The sequence below is a fragment of the Mesorhizobium sp. M7A.F.Ca.MR.148.00.0.0 genome, assembly GCF_003997735.1.
GTDB lineage: Bacteria > Pseudomonadota > Alphaproteobacteria > Rhizobiales > Rhizobiaceae > Mesorhizobium.
The window spans coordinates 113,282-127,586 of record NZ_RZTB01000002.1 but is presented as its reverse complement, the minus strand read 5'-3'; the positions used below and the strand labels follow the sequence as shown (position 1 = coordinate 127,586).

At 63.7% G+C, this 14,305-nt stretch carries 15 protein-coding genes; 5 read left to right on the top strand and 10 right to left on the bottom strand.

The features are described 5' to 3' along the window. Positions 1-99: 99 nt before the first annotated feature. The gene (locus tag EOB49_RS36335) at positions 100-2,643 is read left to right on the top strand and encodes an autotransporter outer membrane beta-barrel domain-containing protein (protein ID WP_206526078.1); all 2,544 of its coding nucleotides are present in this window, start codon (positions 100-102) and stop codon (positions 2,641-2,643) included. A 35-nt stretch (positions 2,644-2,678) separates the two neighbouring features. Next, positions 2,679-3,257, top strand: a complete 579-nt coding sequence (locus tag EOB49_RS01540) for an invasion associated locus B family protein (RefSeq protein WP_127379941.1) — start codon at positions 2,679-2,681, stop codon at positions 3,255-3,257. 87 nt (positions 3,258-3,344) lie between these two features. Here EOB49_RS01540 and coaBC read toward each other — a convergent pair whose 3' ends face one another. The 6 genes from coaBC to ubiE all read right to left on the bottom strand — a co-directional run bounded on the left by coaBC (position 3,345) and on the right by ubiE (position 7,969). After that, complete coding sequence (coaBC, locus tag EOB49_RS01535; RefSeq protein ID WP_127379940.1) at positions 3,345-4,577, bottom strand: bifunctional phosphopantothenoylcysteine decarboxylase/phosphopantothenate--cysteine ligase CoaBC; 1,233 nt, start codon at positions 4,575-4,577, stop codon at positions 3,345-3,347. 25 nt (positions 4,578-4,602) lie between these two features. Continuing rightward, positions 4,603-5,004 carry a type II toxin-antitoxin system VapC family toxin gene (locus EOB49_RS01530; RefSeq protein ID WP_127270488.1) on the bottom strand — a complete coding sequence of 134 codons (402 nt, stop codon included), beginning with the start codon at positions 5,002-5,004 and terminating at the stop codon, positions 4,603-4,605. Positions 5,005-5,006: 2 nt separating this feature from the next. Further along, the gene (locus tag EOB49_RS01525) at positions 5,007-5,261 is read right to left on the bottom strand and encodes a hypothetical protein (protein WP_127270486.1); all 255 of its coding nucleotides are present in this window, start codon (positions 5,259-5,261) and stop codon (positions 5,007-5,009) included. Positions 5,262-5,263: 2 nt separating this feature from the next. Then, complete coding sequence (locus EOB49_RS01520; protein ID WP_127379939.1) at positions 5,264-5,473, bottom strand: hypothetical protein; 210 nt, start codon at positions 5,471-5,473, stop codon at positions 5,264-5,266. Positions 5,474-5,547: 74 nt separating this feature from the next. After that, positions 5,548-7,122, bottom strand: a complete 1,575-nt coding sequence (ubiB, locus tag EOB49_RS01515) for a 2-polyprenylphenol 6-hydroxylase (RefSeq protein WP_127379938.1) — start codon at positions 7,120-7,122, stop codon at positions 5,548-5,550. Between the two features lie 70 nt (positions 7,123-7,192). Further along, complete coding sequence (ubiE, locus tag EOB49_RS01510; protein ID WP_127379937.1) at positions 7,193-7,969, bottom strand: bifunctional demethylmenaquinone methyltransferase/2-methoxy-6-polyprenyl-1,4-benzoquinol methylase UbiE; 777 nt, start codon at positions 7,967-7,969, stop codon at positions 7,193-7,195. A gap of 134 nt (positions 7,970-8,103) precedes the next feature. On the opposite strand from ubiE, the gene EOB49_RS01505 reads away from it, so the two are divergent. The 3 genes from EOB49_RS01505 (at position 8,104) to EOB49_RS01495 (ending at position 10,642) form a co-directional block, all read left to right on the top strand. Further along, the gene (locus EOB49_RS01505; RefSeq protein ID WP_127266930.1) at positions 8,104-9,078 is read left to right on the top strand and encodes an adenosine deaminase; all 975 of its coding nucleotides are present in this window, start codon (positions 8,104-8,106) and stop codon (positions 9,076-9,078) included. Between the two features lie 146 nt (positions 9,079-9,224). Further along, positions 9,225-9,854: a uracil phosphoribosyltransferase gene (gene upp / locus EOB49_RS01500; RefSeq protein ID WP_127379936.1), complete on the top strand. Its 630-nt coding sequence runs from the start codon at positions 9,225-9,227 to the stop codon at positions 9,852-9,854. 224 nt (positions 9,855-10,078) lie between these two features. After that, on the top strand, positions 10,079-10,642 hold the full coding sequence (locus tag EOB49_RS01495) for a TIGR02281 family clan AA aspartic protease (RefSeq protein WP_127379935.1): 564 nt from the start codon (positions 10,079-10,081) through the stop codon (positions 10,640-10,642). Positions 10,643-10,725: 83 nt separating this feature from the next. On the opposite strand, the gene deoA is transcribed toward EOB49_RS01495, so the two are convergent. Genes deoA through EOB49_RS01475 form a run of 4 tightly spaced genes read right to left on the bottom strand, consistent with a single transcriptional unit; the run spans position 10,726 to position 14,304 of the window. Next, entirely contained in the window at positions 10,726-12,045 is a 1,320-nt protein-coding gene (gene deoA, locus EOB49_RS01490) for a thymidine phosphorylase (protein ID WP_127379934.1), read from the bottom strand. Next, positions 12,045-12,854 (bottom strand): purine-nucleoside phosphorylase, encoded by an 810-nt coding sequence (locus EOB49_RS01485; RefSeq protein ID WP_127379933.1) that lies wholly within the window; start codon positions 12,852-12,854, stop codon positions 12,045-12,047. The genes deoA and EOB49_RS01485 overlap by 1 nt, the downstream gene beginning before the upstream one ends. A 30-nt stretch (positions 12,855-12,884) precedes the next feature. Beyond that, complete coding sequence (gene cdd, locus EOB49_RS01480) at positions 12,885-13,277, bottom strand: cytidine deaminase (protein WP_023812575.1); 393 nt, start codon at positions 13,275-13,277, stop codon at positions 12,885-12,887. Between the two features lie 55 nt (positions 13,278-13,332). Then, entirely contained in the window at positions 13,333-14,304 is a 972-nt protein-coding gene (locus tag EOB49_RS01475) for an ABC transporter permease (RefSeq protein ID WP_027037672.1), read from the bottom strand. Position 14,305: the final 1 nt, after the last annotated feature.

The following is a 14,305-nucleotide window of genomic DNA, read 5'->3' as shown; positions in this document are numbered from 1 at the left end:
ATCATCACCCATGGCGAGCGCGCGCATGGCGTGGTCGCGCAATCGGTCGGCGGCGGTGGCGGCTATGGCGGCGACGCCAAGGGCAAGAGCTCGAATGCGTTGGCCATTGGCGGTCTCGGCGGCAATGGCGGCGATGGCGGCGATGTTACCGTCATCCGCACCGGCACGATCACGACGACGGGCAAGGATTCCATCGCCATCATCGCGCAGTCGGTCGGTGGCGGCGGCGGCATCGGTGGTGCCGGTTTCGGCCGCTTTGGCGCCGACGACGACGGCGGCGGGCCAAACGCCATCGGCTTCAACACGCCTGGTGGCACCAAGGGCACCGGCGGCAAGGTAACCATCATCCAGTCCGGCGCCATTGAGACCGATGGCGACCGTGGACACGGCGTCGTTGCCCAGGCGGTGGGCGGTGGCGGTGGCGCCGGCGGCATGGATTCGCTGGCCATGGGCCAGTCGGCGGCCGGCTCGCAAGGTGGTATCGGCGACGCTGCGGCGTCGGCCGCTAGCACGGACAGCCAAGTCTGGGTCAAGGGCGCAAGTTCGTATGCGATGTTCGGCCAGAGCGCGACAGGCGACGGCAATGCCCATGCGGTCGATCTGACGGCGGGTGACAGCCTGTTCGCGCAAGGTGCGGATTCCGTGGCTGTCTATGGCGAGAGCACGGCCAAGGGCGCCAAGGGCAACATCACCATCAACCTGAATGGCCAGTACACGATCGGCGGTGCCGGAACCGGCGTGGCGGCGATGCTTGTCGGGGGCGCAGACAACACGCTGAACAACCACAGCCTGCTCTATGCGATGGGGGCAACGCCGAGTTTCACCATCCAGGCGTCGCAATTTCAGGCATTCCAAGCCTTCCTGTTGGCGCCCGGTCCCGTCGTGCCGACGAATGCGATCCTGGAATCGCTTCTGGACGATTTCAGCCCACTGGCTATCACCGGCACATCGGGCGATGACCATGTGGAGAATTCGAAGAGCGCCGACACGCTCGGACGGGTGATCGGCAACATGGATCTCGGCGGCGGCACGAACAGCTTCCACAATATCGCCGACGCCTCGATGGTCGGCCTCAAGACCATCGATCTCGGCGGCGGCAAGTTCACCAATGACGGGCTGTTTACCAATCAGGGCATCGGCGTCGTGGCCAAAGTGGATGTCACGGGCGGCTTCACGCAGATATTCTCGGGCGACTTCGTCACCGACGTCGATCTCAACAACCAGATCACGGATGCCCTGGCACTAACGGTGGCCGGCGACTTCGATGGCGAGGCGCCGTTGAATTTCCTGTCGATCGACAAATTGTTCGCCGAATATGTGCTGGCCACCGGATCGGCGATGACCGATTCCGGCATCACGCCCACGACGCTGCATCCGGCGGTCGGCTTCAATTTCCTGACCAAGGTGGTCGGCGGAACGGATCTGGTTCTCTATGCCGACAATCCGACTTTCCTGGAGTTGGCACAGGATCCTAACTCCGGCACGACCGATCCCGGCGTCTTCCAGATAGCGCAGTATCTCGACGATGTCGAGGCTTCATCGAGCCCAGACAATCCGATGGCGCTGTTGATCAACATGCTGCGCTTCCTGCCCGATGAAATGGAGCTCGGCTCGGCCCTGACGCGGCTGACGTCGCACTATGCCGTGCACACATTCGAGATGATCAACCGCTCCACGGACATCATGCTGGAGGCGGCGCGCGAATGCACCGGCGTTCCCGCCTACAAGGATCCCGACGGACGCTGTGTCTGGGCGTCGATCAGTCCGCAAGCCGAGTACAGCCGCGACGCTGGGGCCGGCACCACCAGCCGAGACGACGTCATGAAGACGATGTCGCTTGGCGGCATTGGCGAGGTCAGCCAGCACTGGTCGCTCGGCGCAACGATAGGCCGGACCGAATTCGACTCGAAGATCGATTTCAACGGCGAATTGCTGTCGGCCACGACAGGCGAATCCTGGCAGGCGTATGCGCTGGCGAAATATGCCGACAAGAACTACTTCATCGACTTCGCAGTCGGCGGCGGCACCGGCTCCTTCAAGGGCGAGCGCGATACGCATCTCGATCAGGTGGCCTTCATTCCGGGCGAAACGCTGATCGGCGATTATCTGCCGGAGGCATTGCTGCCTGGCATCGGCAACAGTGTCACCTACACGCAGAAAACCGCCCAGTTCGGCGGTTCGGCGCGGCTCGGCATAACGCAGGAGATGGGTGTTTTCTACCTGCAGCCGACCCTGCAGTTCGACGCGCGCTGGCTGCGTGTTTCCGGCAAGGAAGTGGGCTCGGTTGCCGCCTTCAACTTCGACGGCAGCGCCAACATGTATTATTCGGCGACGCCGGCTTTCGAGATCGGTACCGACATTGCACTCAGCGACATTGCCAGCCTTCGCGTCTACGGCAAGGCTGGCGTGGAGTTTTCCGACAAGGAGTGGGAAATCGAAGGTCGCTTCGCGGCGGCGGGGAATCTGCCTGGCAACCCCGCATTGCACTTGACGGAGGCCGTCGATTCGCCGCTCTATCGGGTCGGCGCCGGCCTTGAGCTGAACGGCGTCAATGGCGTCGGCATGTCCGTCAGATATAATGGCGCCTTCGGCGAAACGGTTAAACAGAACGCGATCAGCGCGTCTCTCAAGGTCAGTTTCTAGCTGGCCCGAGGCGGAGCCGGGCGGGAGGGATCTTGATGAGGAAGTACGCGTATTTCGTGGCGATGCTGGGTGTTGCCTGCACCGTCGGCGTGGCGGCCGTGGCGGCGCAAACCAAGAGCGACAAGGCGGTCGCGGCACCCGCTGCCGCGGATGCGCCGCAGTTGCCCGGCGGCGCGTCGGCACTGTCTGAAACCCACGGCGACTGGACGGTCAATTGCCAGATATCGGGCACGGCCAAGACCTGCAGCCTGTCGCATCAGCAATTCAACAAGCAAAGCAATCAGCGGCTGCTGGCGATCGAGCTGTCGAGCAAGACCGGCGAGGATGCCACGGGCACGCTTGCGTTGCCGTTCGGCCTGGCGCTGGCCAAGGGGGTCAGCCTGACCATCGACGATCAGAAGCTGGACGGCAGCCTGGCGTTCAACACCTGCCAGGTCGTCGGCTGTCTGGTGCCGGTGGTGTTCGATGCGACTGTCACGCCGCTGCTGAAATCAGGCACCACACTGAAGATCGACGCTTTCGCGGCAGATACCGGACAAGCGGTGAACTTTTCCATTCCGCTCAACGGCTTCGCCGGCGCGCTTGCCCGGACCGCGCAGCTTTTGACCAATTGATGTAGAGCCGTAGGACTTAAAGCGCTGCCTGAATTTCGTCTCGCGGCAGGGCAGTGCGTCACTGCCTCAGAACGTCTCTGCGTCGGTTCAAACGATGATGGTTTTAAGCCTTTCGGCGATCAAGGCGGCGAGCCGTGCCGCCACATCGTCCTTGCTCATCTCCGGCCATTCCTCGACGCCAGCCTTTGACACGATCCGCACCCGGTTGCGATCGCCGCCCATCACGCCCGAAGAACCGACGCCGCTTCCCTGCGACACGTCGTTGGCGACGATGAGATCGGCGCCTTTTTTCTTGAGTTTGGCCTCGGCGTTGCGCAGGAGATCCTGCGTCTCGGCGGCGAAGCCGATAATCAGGCCGGGTCGCTGGCTGTGATGGCCGACGCCGGCGAGAATGTCGGGATTTTCGACCATGCTTAGCACCGGCGGCCCTTCGCCGGCCACCTTCTTGATCTTCTCACCGGCTGAATTCTCGGTTCGCCAGTCGGCAACGGCGGCGACGAACACCGCCGCGTCGGCAGGCAGGAGCTGTTCCACCGCGTCGCGCATCTCCTGCGCACGTTCGACATGGATGGTCTTCACGCCAGCCGGATCGGCAATATTGACTGGGCCGGAAACGAGGCGCACATCGGCGCCGAGCCTGGCCAGTGCCGCCGCTACGGCATGGCCCTGCTTGCCGGACGAACGGTTGGCGATGTAGCGCACCGGGTCGATCGGCTCATGCGTGGGGCCGGAGGTGACGATGATCCTGCGCCCCGACAGCGGCTTCGGGCCGACGTCGAGCAGTGCCTCGATCGCGGCGACGATCTCCAGCGGCTCGGCCATGCGGCCTTCGCCCGCTTCATTGCTTTCGGCCATCTCGCCCCTGGCCGGACCGACGAAGGTGACGCGGTCTTTCTGCAGCGTCGCGCGGTTGCGGCGGGTGGCCGGATGCGCCCACATTCTGGGGTTCATGGCCGGCGCCATCAGCACCGGCTTGTCGGTGGCGATGAGCACCGTGGAGGCCAGATCGTTGGCGTGGCCATTGGCGAGCTTGGCCATCAGGTCGGCGGTGGCGGGCGCCACCACCAGCAGGTCGGCCTCGCGCGACAGCCTGATGTGGCCGACATCGTGCTCGTCCTGGCGGTCGAACAGTTCGGTAAAGACATGGTCGGCGGAGAGCGCGCCGGCCGACAGCGTGGTGATGAATTCCTGCGCGGCCGATGTCATGACCACCCGAACCGCGGCGCCGCGCTCGCGCAGCCGGCGGATGAGATCCAACGCCTTGTAGGCGGCGATGCCGCCGCCGATGATGAGCAGGATGCGCTTGCCGGAGAGGCTCATGCCCAAGACCAGTTCTTATCGAGTGTCATGCCGGCTTCAGCGCCGGTTCGATATCGGTATGGATGAAATCATTGCCCTTGAAAAGTAGCGGCAGGTTTCGCGTCCTGGCGAGGGCGTAGGAAAAACAGTCGCCCATGTTGAGTTTGGCGGGATGGCCAGTGCCGCGGCCATAGAGGGCATAGGCTTCAATGCCGGCCTGAGCATGTTCGGCAGTGAGAGCGACGATCGTGACTTTCAGTCTTTCTAGAAGACCTCTCAACTCAGCTGTGCCGGCCGCCCCATAACGTCCGACGACGACCGTGCCACATTCCATCAGGGTCGCGGCGCTCATAAACATCAGCTGATTTCCGGCGAGGCGCTGGGCTATCACCGGTGCATCAGGCTCCTGCTTGAGGATGGCCAAAATCGCGGAGGTGTCGATCACCACAGTCAGTCCTCCTCGATGAAGGACCAGAGCTCATCCGTTAGTTTTTTCTGATCGAAGTCCACTTTTCGCAATCGTCGACCGAATTCGAGGATTTCCTCTGCCGTGACGACATCGTCGTCGTGCTTGTTGACTGCCGCTACATCCTTCAACAACAGGGTTCTTGCCTCCTGCTCCATTGACACGCCATGTCTGGCGGCCTGCTCGCGCAGCCTTTGCTTCAAATCCTCGTCGAGATTGCGGATCGTCAGGGTGCCCATGGCTATTCCTGCATTCTTGCGATTGATTGATCCTTGGGTCTTTCTCCAGATGCCAAACCCGTTCGGTCGAAACCTTTTGTGGTCGGCAGCCCAACGGATGCGGCGAGCACGTCCCGCGCTTCCTGCTCCATGGAAACGCCCCGCGCGGCACCGCGCTCGCGTAGCCGCCGCATGACATGGTCTTCCAGATTGCGGACGGTAATCCTCGCCATATGCACACTCCTACGTAGAATATAGCGATCTCGATTTCCGACTGCAATGACAGCATTGCTGTCATTGCCTGCACTCAGATGATCTTCCAGGCGATATAGACCAGCGTCAGCGCAATTACCCAGAGTGCCCAGCGGCCGGAGCGGCTGTAGCGCGCCTCGGCCTTGCCGATGGCGTCGGCGGTGGTCTCGTCGAAGCGCAGGCCGTGCTCGGCCATCAGGTCGATCTCGCGCGACAGCCGGTCGGTGCGCGCCGCAAGCTCGGGAATCTGGCGGGCCAGGGTGAGCAGCGCCCGGGCGCCGTCACGCGCATCGATCATCATGCCACGCGGCCCAAGATTGCCTGATATCCAGTCGCCGACCACCGGCTCGGCCGTCTTCCACATGTTGAAGGCCGGGTCGAGCGTGCGCGCCACGCCCTCGACCACCACCATGGTCTTCTGCAACAGGATCAATTCGGGCCGCGTCGCCATGTCGAAGAGTTCGGTGACCTCGAACAGCAGCGTCAGAAGCTTGGCCATCGAGATGGTCTCGGCCGGCTGGCCATGGATCGGCTCCCCGATGGCCCGGATCGCCTGCGCGAAGGCTGCGACATTGTGCTGGCGCGGCACATAGCCGGCCTCGAAATGGACCTCGGCGACACGCAGATAGTCGCGCGTGATGAAGCCGTAGAGAATTTCGGCGAGGAAGCGGCGCTCCTTCTTGCCGAGCCTGCCGGCAATGCCGAGATCGACGGCAACGATGGTGCCGTTTGCCTCGACGAACAAATTGCCCGGATGCATGTCGGCATGGAAGAAGCCGTCGCGCAGGGTGTGGCGCAGGAACGACTGGATGAGGTTGGCTGCGATCGCCTTCAGATCGTGGCCGGCGGCCTCCAGGCCGGCAATGTCGTTCATCTTGACGCCGTCGACCCACTCCATGGTCAAGACGTCGCGGCCGGTGCGCTCCCAGTCGACGGACGGCACGCGAAAGCCGGGGTCATCCCTGGTGCTTTCGCCGAGCTCCGAGAGAGCCGCCGCCTCGAGGCGAAGATCCATCTCGATCTTGGTGGTCTGCGCCAGCGTCTGGGTGACCTCGACCGGCCGCAGCCGGCGGGACGAGGGGATGTATTTCTCCTGCAGGCGAGCGGCGAGGAAATAGCTTTCGAGATCCTGGAAGAAGCGGCGGCGCACGCCGGGACGGATCACCTTGACTGCCACCTTGGTGGCAATGCCGTCATGGAGAGCGTCGGCGGCATGGACCTGGGCGATGGAGGCGGCGGCGACCGGGTCGCCGAATTGCGTATAGAGATCGCCGACCTTGCGCCCGAGCGAAGCCTCGACCGCCGCGATGGCCTCGGCCCTGGGGAAGGTGTGCATCTTGTCCTGCAACGTGGCGAGATCGAGCGCCATGTCGTTGCCGACGACGTCGGGCCGTGTCGCCAGGAACTGGCCGAGCTTTACATAAGATGGACCGAGCCGGACGACCGCCTTGGCCAGCCGGTCGCTGCGCTCATAGGCCAGCGCGCGGCGGCGGGTGAACAGCCGCGCCATCCGCCATCCGAACTTCGGCAGGCCGGACAGTTCCTCACCCGGCAGAGCGGCGACGACACCCTCGCGGACCAGCACCCAGCCGGCCCTTACGAGCCGGAATCCTGCACTGACATTGCTCATGGCAGCGCCAATCCTGCCGGCTCTTTGAACCGGCATAGCACGTGTAGATTGTGAGAAATGCGGTCCGGCCTCAAAGCTTCCAGCCCGAATGAAGTGCTGCAATACCGCCGGAATAGTTGCGGAAGGAAACGCGGTCGAAGCCGGCGCGGGAAATCATCATCGCGAAATTCTGCTGATTGGGAAACCTGGCGATCGATTCGACCAGATAGGAATAGGGTTCGCCGTCGCCAGTGACCATTTTGCCGATCTTTGGAATGGCGTTGAACGACCAGGCTTCGTAGGCCTTGTCGAGAAGCGGCATCTCGACCTCGGAAAACTCCAGGCACAGGAAGCGCCCGCCGGGCTTCAGCACGCGAAACGCTTCGCCCAAGGCCACCTCGATGCGCGGTACGTTGCGGATACCGAAAGCGATGGTGTAGGCGTCGAATGTGGCATCGGGGAAGGGCAGTTCCTCGGCATTGGCCTCGACGAAATCGGTGTTGCCGGACAGGCCCTTCTTTTCGGCCCGGTCGCGGCCGACGGCCAGCATCGAGCCATTGATGTCGAGCACGGTGGCATGGGCATTGCCGTGGCTGGCATCGACGATGCGGAAGGCGATGTCGCCGGTGCCGCCGGCAACGTCCAGCACGCGCCAGCCGATCCTTTTGGGAGGATTGAGCCAGGTGACCATGGCGTCCTTCCACAGCCGGTGCAGGCCGGCCGACATCAGATCGTTCATCAGATCGTAGCGGTTGGCGACCTTGTGGAAAACATCGTTGACCAGGGACTGCTTGTCGCCAGCCCCTACACGCTTGAAACCATAGGAGGTTTCCATGCCGCCCGCGGCCGTGGTTCTCTCAACTGACATTTTTTTGATCCGTCATAAAACCGGCGGGACCATAGCCGATCGATGGTGCGGGCGCTATTGTTTAAGGCGCGGTGTTCAGCCGCGCTTCCAGGTGGCGGGTTTTCGAGACCTGGACGGACCGACGGGATGGTTGAATGCCTTTGAAAGCGGAACTGCACTGCCACATCGAAGGGGCAGCGGCGCCCGAACTCGTCATCCGCCAGGCGCAGAAATACGGCAAGGACACCTCGCCCTATATCCAGAACGGTTCCTTCGTCTGGCATGACTTCACCTCCTTCCTGGCGGCTTATGATTTTTCCGCCGATCTGTTCCGGACCGAGGAGGACTATGCGCGGCTGGCCGACCATTATCTGACCAGTCTCGCTCGCGATGGCGCCATCTATTCCGAGGTGTTCACCTCGCCGGACCACGCGAAAAAGGCCGGCCTGTCGCCCAAGGCTTATACCGATGCGCTCGGCGAAGGCATGGCCCGCGCCAAGGCCAAGACCGGCATCGAGGGCCGCATGATCGTCACCGGCGTGCGCCATGTCGGCGTCGAGTCGATCGAGCAGGCGGCGCGCTTCGCAGCGCGCTGCGGGCATCCGCTGGTCACCGGTTTCGGTGTCGCCGGCGATGAGCGCATCGGCGATATGGAGGACTATGTCAGGGCTTTCGAGATCGCCCGCGAGGCCGGGCTCGGCATCACCATCCACGCCGGCGAATTGACGGGCTGGGAGACCGTCCAGGCGGCGCTCGATCATATCCGTCCGTCCCGCATCGGCCATGGCGTGCGCGCCATCGAGAACCCGGACCTCGTCCGGCGCATCGCCGACGAGGGCGTCGTGCTGGAATGCTGCCCCGGTTCCAACATCGCGCTCAAGGTGTTCGACAGTTTCGCCGATCATCCGTTTCCGGCCCTGCAGGCGGCCGGCTGCAAGGTGACGCTCAATTCCGACGATCCGCCCTATTTCTGGACCTCGCTGAAGCGGGAATACGACATTGCCGCCGAGCATTTCTCGATGAACGAAAAGGCGCTGGCCGCCGTCACCCGCACCGCCATCGAAGCCGCTTTCGTCGATAGAAAGACGAAGACCGCGCTTCTTGCCCGGTTGAACAGCGCGGCACGCTGATTTCCGCCGACAAAGCTGTGGTCGGTGCGGGCCAAGCGGTTCCTTGACCGGCGCATTGCCGCTAGGGTTCGCTCAGGCAGCTTGAAGCGCGGCGCGTCCGAAAGGGCCATGCGCGCATTTTCGAGCGCAGGCATCAGGAGAACACCATGCAGGGCGTCACCGTCGTCGACCACCCGCTTGTCCAGCACAAGCTGACCATCATGCGCAAGAAGGAAACCTCGACGGCCGGCTTTCGCCGGCTGCTGCGCGAAATCTCGCTGCTGCTCGGATACGAGGTCACCCGCAACCTCGAACTGACGACGACGACCAGCGAGACGCCGATGGAAACCATGGAAGCGCCGACGCTTGAGGGCAAGAAGCTGGTCTTTGCCTCCGTGCTGCGCGCCGGCAACGGCTTGCTGGAAGGCCTGCTCGACCTGGTTCCGGCGGCCCGCGTCGCCCATGTCGGTCTCTACCGCGATCACGAAACGCTGGAAGCGGTCGAATATTTCTTCAAGGCGCCGAGCGATCTCGCCGACCGGCTGGTGATCGTCGTCGATCCGATGCTGGCCACCGCCAATTCGGCGATCGCGGCGATCGACAAGCTGAAAGAGCGCGGCGCCACCAACATCCGTTTCCTTTGCCTGCTGGCGGCGCCCGAAGGCATCGAACGCTTTCTCAAGGCGCATCCGGACGTTCCCGTCTTCACCGCTTCGATCGACCGCCAGCTCAACGAGAAGGGCTACATCATGCCCGGCCTCGGCGACGCCGGCGACCGCATGTACGGGACCAAGTAATACCAGGCAAAGTCACCTGGTACGATTTACCAAATGTTTACGCAAAGGCGCGGTTTTGGCGCGCGTTAAAGCGGCAAACACCATCCGGGTCTAACGATCGGCTGTCACTACGGCGCCGCGCGTCCATTTCGGACGCGCAAAGGACGCTGTAGCACTTTGATTTGCGCGCGAGCCTTTCCGAAAATCGATCCCGATTTCCGGGGGTCATGCGGGGAGGCCGATCCATGCTGCGCAAACTTCTGATCCTCGCCGTTTTCGCCGGTTCATCGGCATCGATACCGATTGTGTATCAGTCCAATCCGCAACTCGTCGAAAACCTGCTGAGGTCGGCGGTGCCGGGCAAACAAGCGGTCGAAGCCCAACCGGACGTCAATCTGGCATCGGTCCCCAACAAGCCCGCGGCACCGCTGCCGATGGGCCGCAAGGTGGTCGTCGCGGCAGACGAGCGCGGACACTTTTCATCGGGCTTCAAGCTCAATGGACGTCAGGTCGACGGCATGATCGACACCGGTGCGACATTGGTCGCCATCAACATTTCGACGGCACGCAGGATCGGCTTGTCGCTGAATGCTTCGGACTTCAGCCACGAGGTCAACACCGCCAACGGCACCATCAAGGCGGCCGTGGCCATGATCGACCGCCTGCAGATCGGCAACATCACGGTCAATGACGTCCAGACCATCGTGCTCGACGACAGGGCGCTGCGCACCAATCTGATCGGCATGAGCTTTCTCAACCGGCTCGACAAATACCAGGTCGAGAACGGCACGCTGCTGCTCGTCCAGTAAGGCTATTCGTTTGCCGCAATTTCCAAGGGAAAGCGCTATGCGCTTTCCCGGGAAAACCGGTCCACACTTTTCCTGAAATTGCTTCAACCGCGCGGCAGAATCCGCCGGATGACCGACTTGTCGGCGGGCGGCTTCGAGGCGCCGACCGTATAGGCCGAAAGCACGGTAGCCGCGGCGGACTCGGCATCGGCCGATGAGCGGGCATGGATCAGCGCCAGCGGCTCGCCGATCCCAACCTCCGCACCGACCGGCAACAGCCTGGTGATGCCGACCGCGGGGTCGATCCTGTCGTCCGGCCGCGTGCGTCCACCTCCCAGGCCGACCACGGCGAGCCCGATATCGCGGGTGGCGATGCCGGTGACGAAGCCGTTTACGGTCGCCTTGACGGCAAATTCGATCGCCGCCGCCGGCAGATACTTTTCCGGCTTCTCGATGAAGTCGGCGGGGCCGCCAAGCGCGACCACCATGCGTGCGAAAGTGGCGGCGGCGCGGCCGCTGGCGAGCGTCTCGGTGGCGCGCCGCATGCCATCCTGGTTGGACGATACCAGCCCGGCCGACTGCAGCATTTCGGCGGCCAGCGCCAGCGTCACGTCCTCGAGCCGACGGTCACGATACCGGCCGGTGAGGAAATCAACGGCGTTGCGCACCTCGACGGCGTTGCCGGCGGCCGACGCCAATGGCTCGTTCATGCCGGTGATCAACGCCGAGGCCTTCAGTCCGGCGCCGTTGGCGATCTCGACCAGACTGTTGGCGAGCGCGGTGGCGTCGCGCGATTTTTCCATGAAGGCGCCGTTGCCGACCTTGACGTCGAGCACCAGCGATTGCAGCCCGGCCGCCAACTTCTTCGACAGGATCGAAGCGGTGATCAGCGGCACCGATTCGACCGTGCCGGAGACGTCGCGGATCGCGTAGAGCCGTCGATCGGCGGGCGCGAGGTCGGCGGTCTGGCCGATGATGGCACAGCCTGTTTCGAGCACCGCCTTGCGAAACAGCGCGACGTCGGGCTGGCTGATGTAGCCGGGGATGGCATCCATCTTGTCCAGCGTGCCGCCGGTGTGGCCAAGGCCGCGGCCCGAGATCATCGGTACATAGGCGCCGCAGGCTGCGACGATCGGCGCCAGCATCAGCGAGACATTGTCGCCGACGCCGCCGGTCGAATGCTTGTCGGTGACCGGGCCTGGCAGGTCCGACCAGTCGAGCACATCGCCGGAATCGCGCATCGCCTGCGTGAGCGCCACGGCCTCGTCGCGGCTCATGCCGTTGAAGAACACCGCCATGGCGAAGGCGCCGGCCTGGCCATCGGTGACGGCGCCCGACGTCACGCCCGCGACGAAGCCGGCGATCTCCTCTTCCGACAGCCTGAGGCCATCGCGCTTGCGGCGGATGATTTCCTGGGGAAGCATCAGGTCTCCAGCAGTCCGTCGTGGAACACGCGCTGCAGAATCGTCGCCAGCCGCGCGCCGCCTACCGGTGCCATGTCCTTGGTCTCCTGGTGCGATAGCTCGGCCCAGGTCATGCCGGCCGCCAGGTTGGTGATGACCGAACAGGCGGCGACGCGCAGTCCGAGGAAGCGGGCGAGAATGACCTCCGGTACGGTCGACATGCCGACGGCATTGGCGCCCATGATGCGCGCCATGCGGATCTCGGCCGGCGTTTCGAAGCATGGGCCGGAGAACCACATATAGACGCCCTTGTGCAGGGTGGTGCCGGTCGCATTTGCCGCCCGCTCGATGGCCTGGCGGATGCCGGCATCATAGGCTTCAGTCAGGCCGACGAAACGCCGGTCGCTTGGTTCGCCGATCAGCGGATTGGTGCCCGAGAAATTGATGTGATCCGATATCAGCATCACCGAGCCCGGCGGCATGTCCGGATCGACCGATCCGGCGGCATTGGTGAGGATCAGTTTCGTGATGCCGATGCCGGCAAGCACTTCCAGCACCGGCCGCATCGCCGCGGCAACGCCGTGCTCGTAGTAATGGGCGCGGCCCGACAGCATCAGCACCGGCACGCCGGCAAACAGCCCCGCCACCACCTCGCCGGCATGCCCGGTGACACCGCTTCTGGGAAAACCCGGCAGGTCGGCATAGGAGATGCGGATCGGGCCCTCGATCTGGTCGACCAGACCGCCGAGGCCCGAACCGAGCACCAGTGCCGTGGCGGGCGCCAGTCCGCCCAGCCTTTCGACGAGATGATCCAGGGCTTTTTCCGTCATCGCTGCCAGCTGTTCATTTGAGCCCGTTGTTCATTTCAAAATATCGCCGCGGAAGCCGTAAGGCAGCATGTCGCCCATGGTCACGGTCTCGGCCACACCTGCATTGTCGCAGAGATAGAGCTTTGTTTCCGGCCGGCAGAATTCGGCCAGCCGCTGCCGGCAGCCGCCGCAAGGCGAGCATTTCGCCATGCGTTCGGCGATGACGGCGATTTCCACGATCTTGCCGCCGCCGCCCATAATGTAGTGGCCAAGCGCCGTGGTCTCGGCGCACCAGCCTTCCGGATAGGAGGCGACTTCGATGTTGGCGCCGGTAAAGACGCGCCCGTCCTCGGTTCGCAAGGCAGCGCCGACCGGAAACTTAGAATAGGGCGCGTAGGCCCTGGCCATGGCGGCCTTGGCGGCCTCGAACAGATCATGCGACATTCAGGTGTTCTCTCCGATGATCGTGTTCAAAACCGGCGCAAAGCCGGCCTGCCGCTCAACGTTCCTTGACATAAGGTACGCCGCCGGCACGTGGCGGGATTGCCTTGCCGATGAAGCCGGCGAGCAGGATGACGGTGAGGATGTAGGGCAGCGCCTGCATGAACTGCGCCGGCACCTTGCCTATGATGGGCAGCGGTGATCCCTGCAGGCGGATCGACGCCGCGTCCAGGAAGCCGAACAGAAGGCAGGCGAACATGGCGTTGACCGGCTTCCACTTGGCGAAGATCAGGGCTGCCAGCGCGATGTAGCCCTTGCCGGCGGTCATGTCCTTCACGAAGCCGCCATTTTGCACCATCGACAGGTAGGCGCCGGCAATGCCGGTGAGGATGCCGGTGCAGATCAGCGCCCTGTAGCGCAGCCAGGCGACGGATATGCCGGCAGTATCGACGGCGGCCGGGTTCTCGCCTACGGCGCGCAGCCTGAGGCCAAAACGGGTGCGAAACAGCACCCACCAGGTGAACGGCACCATCAGGAAGGCAAGATAGACCAGGATCGAGTGGCCCGACAGGAGCTCGGCATAGATCGGTCCGATGATCGGCACGTCGCGGATGGCCTCGGCGCCCGGCAAGGTGATGGCCTCGAAGCGCTCGCCCGGTTGCAGCGCCGGCGTGCGCCCGCCCTGCTGGAACCAGGCCTGGCCGAGGATGATGGTCGAGCCGGCGGCGATGAAATTGATCGCCACGCCGGAGACGATCTGGTTGCCGCGATGGGTGATCGAGGCAAAGCCGTGGATCATGGCGAAGGCGACCGAGATCAGGATGGCCATGCCGAGGCCGAGAAAGGCCGAATGGAACACGGAAGCGGCGGCCGCACCGGCGAAGGCGCCGACCAGCATCTTGCCTTCGAGGCCGATGTCGAAGATGCCGGCGCGTTCCGAATAGAGCCCGGCGAGGCAGGCAAGCAACAGCGGCACCGAGAGGCGGATGGTGGAATCCAGTGTCTGGATGATCGCGTTGAACACATCCATC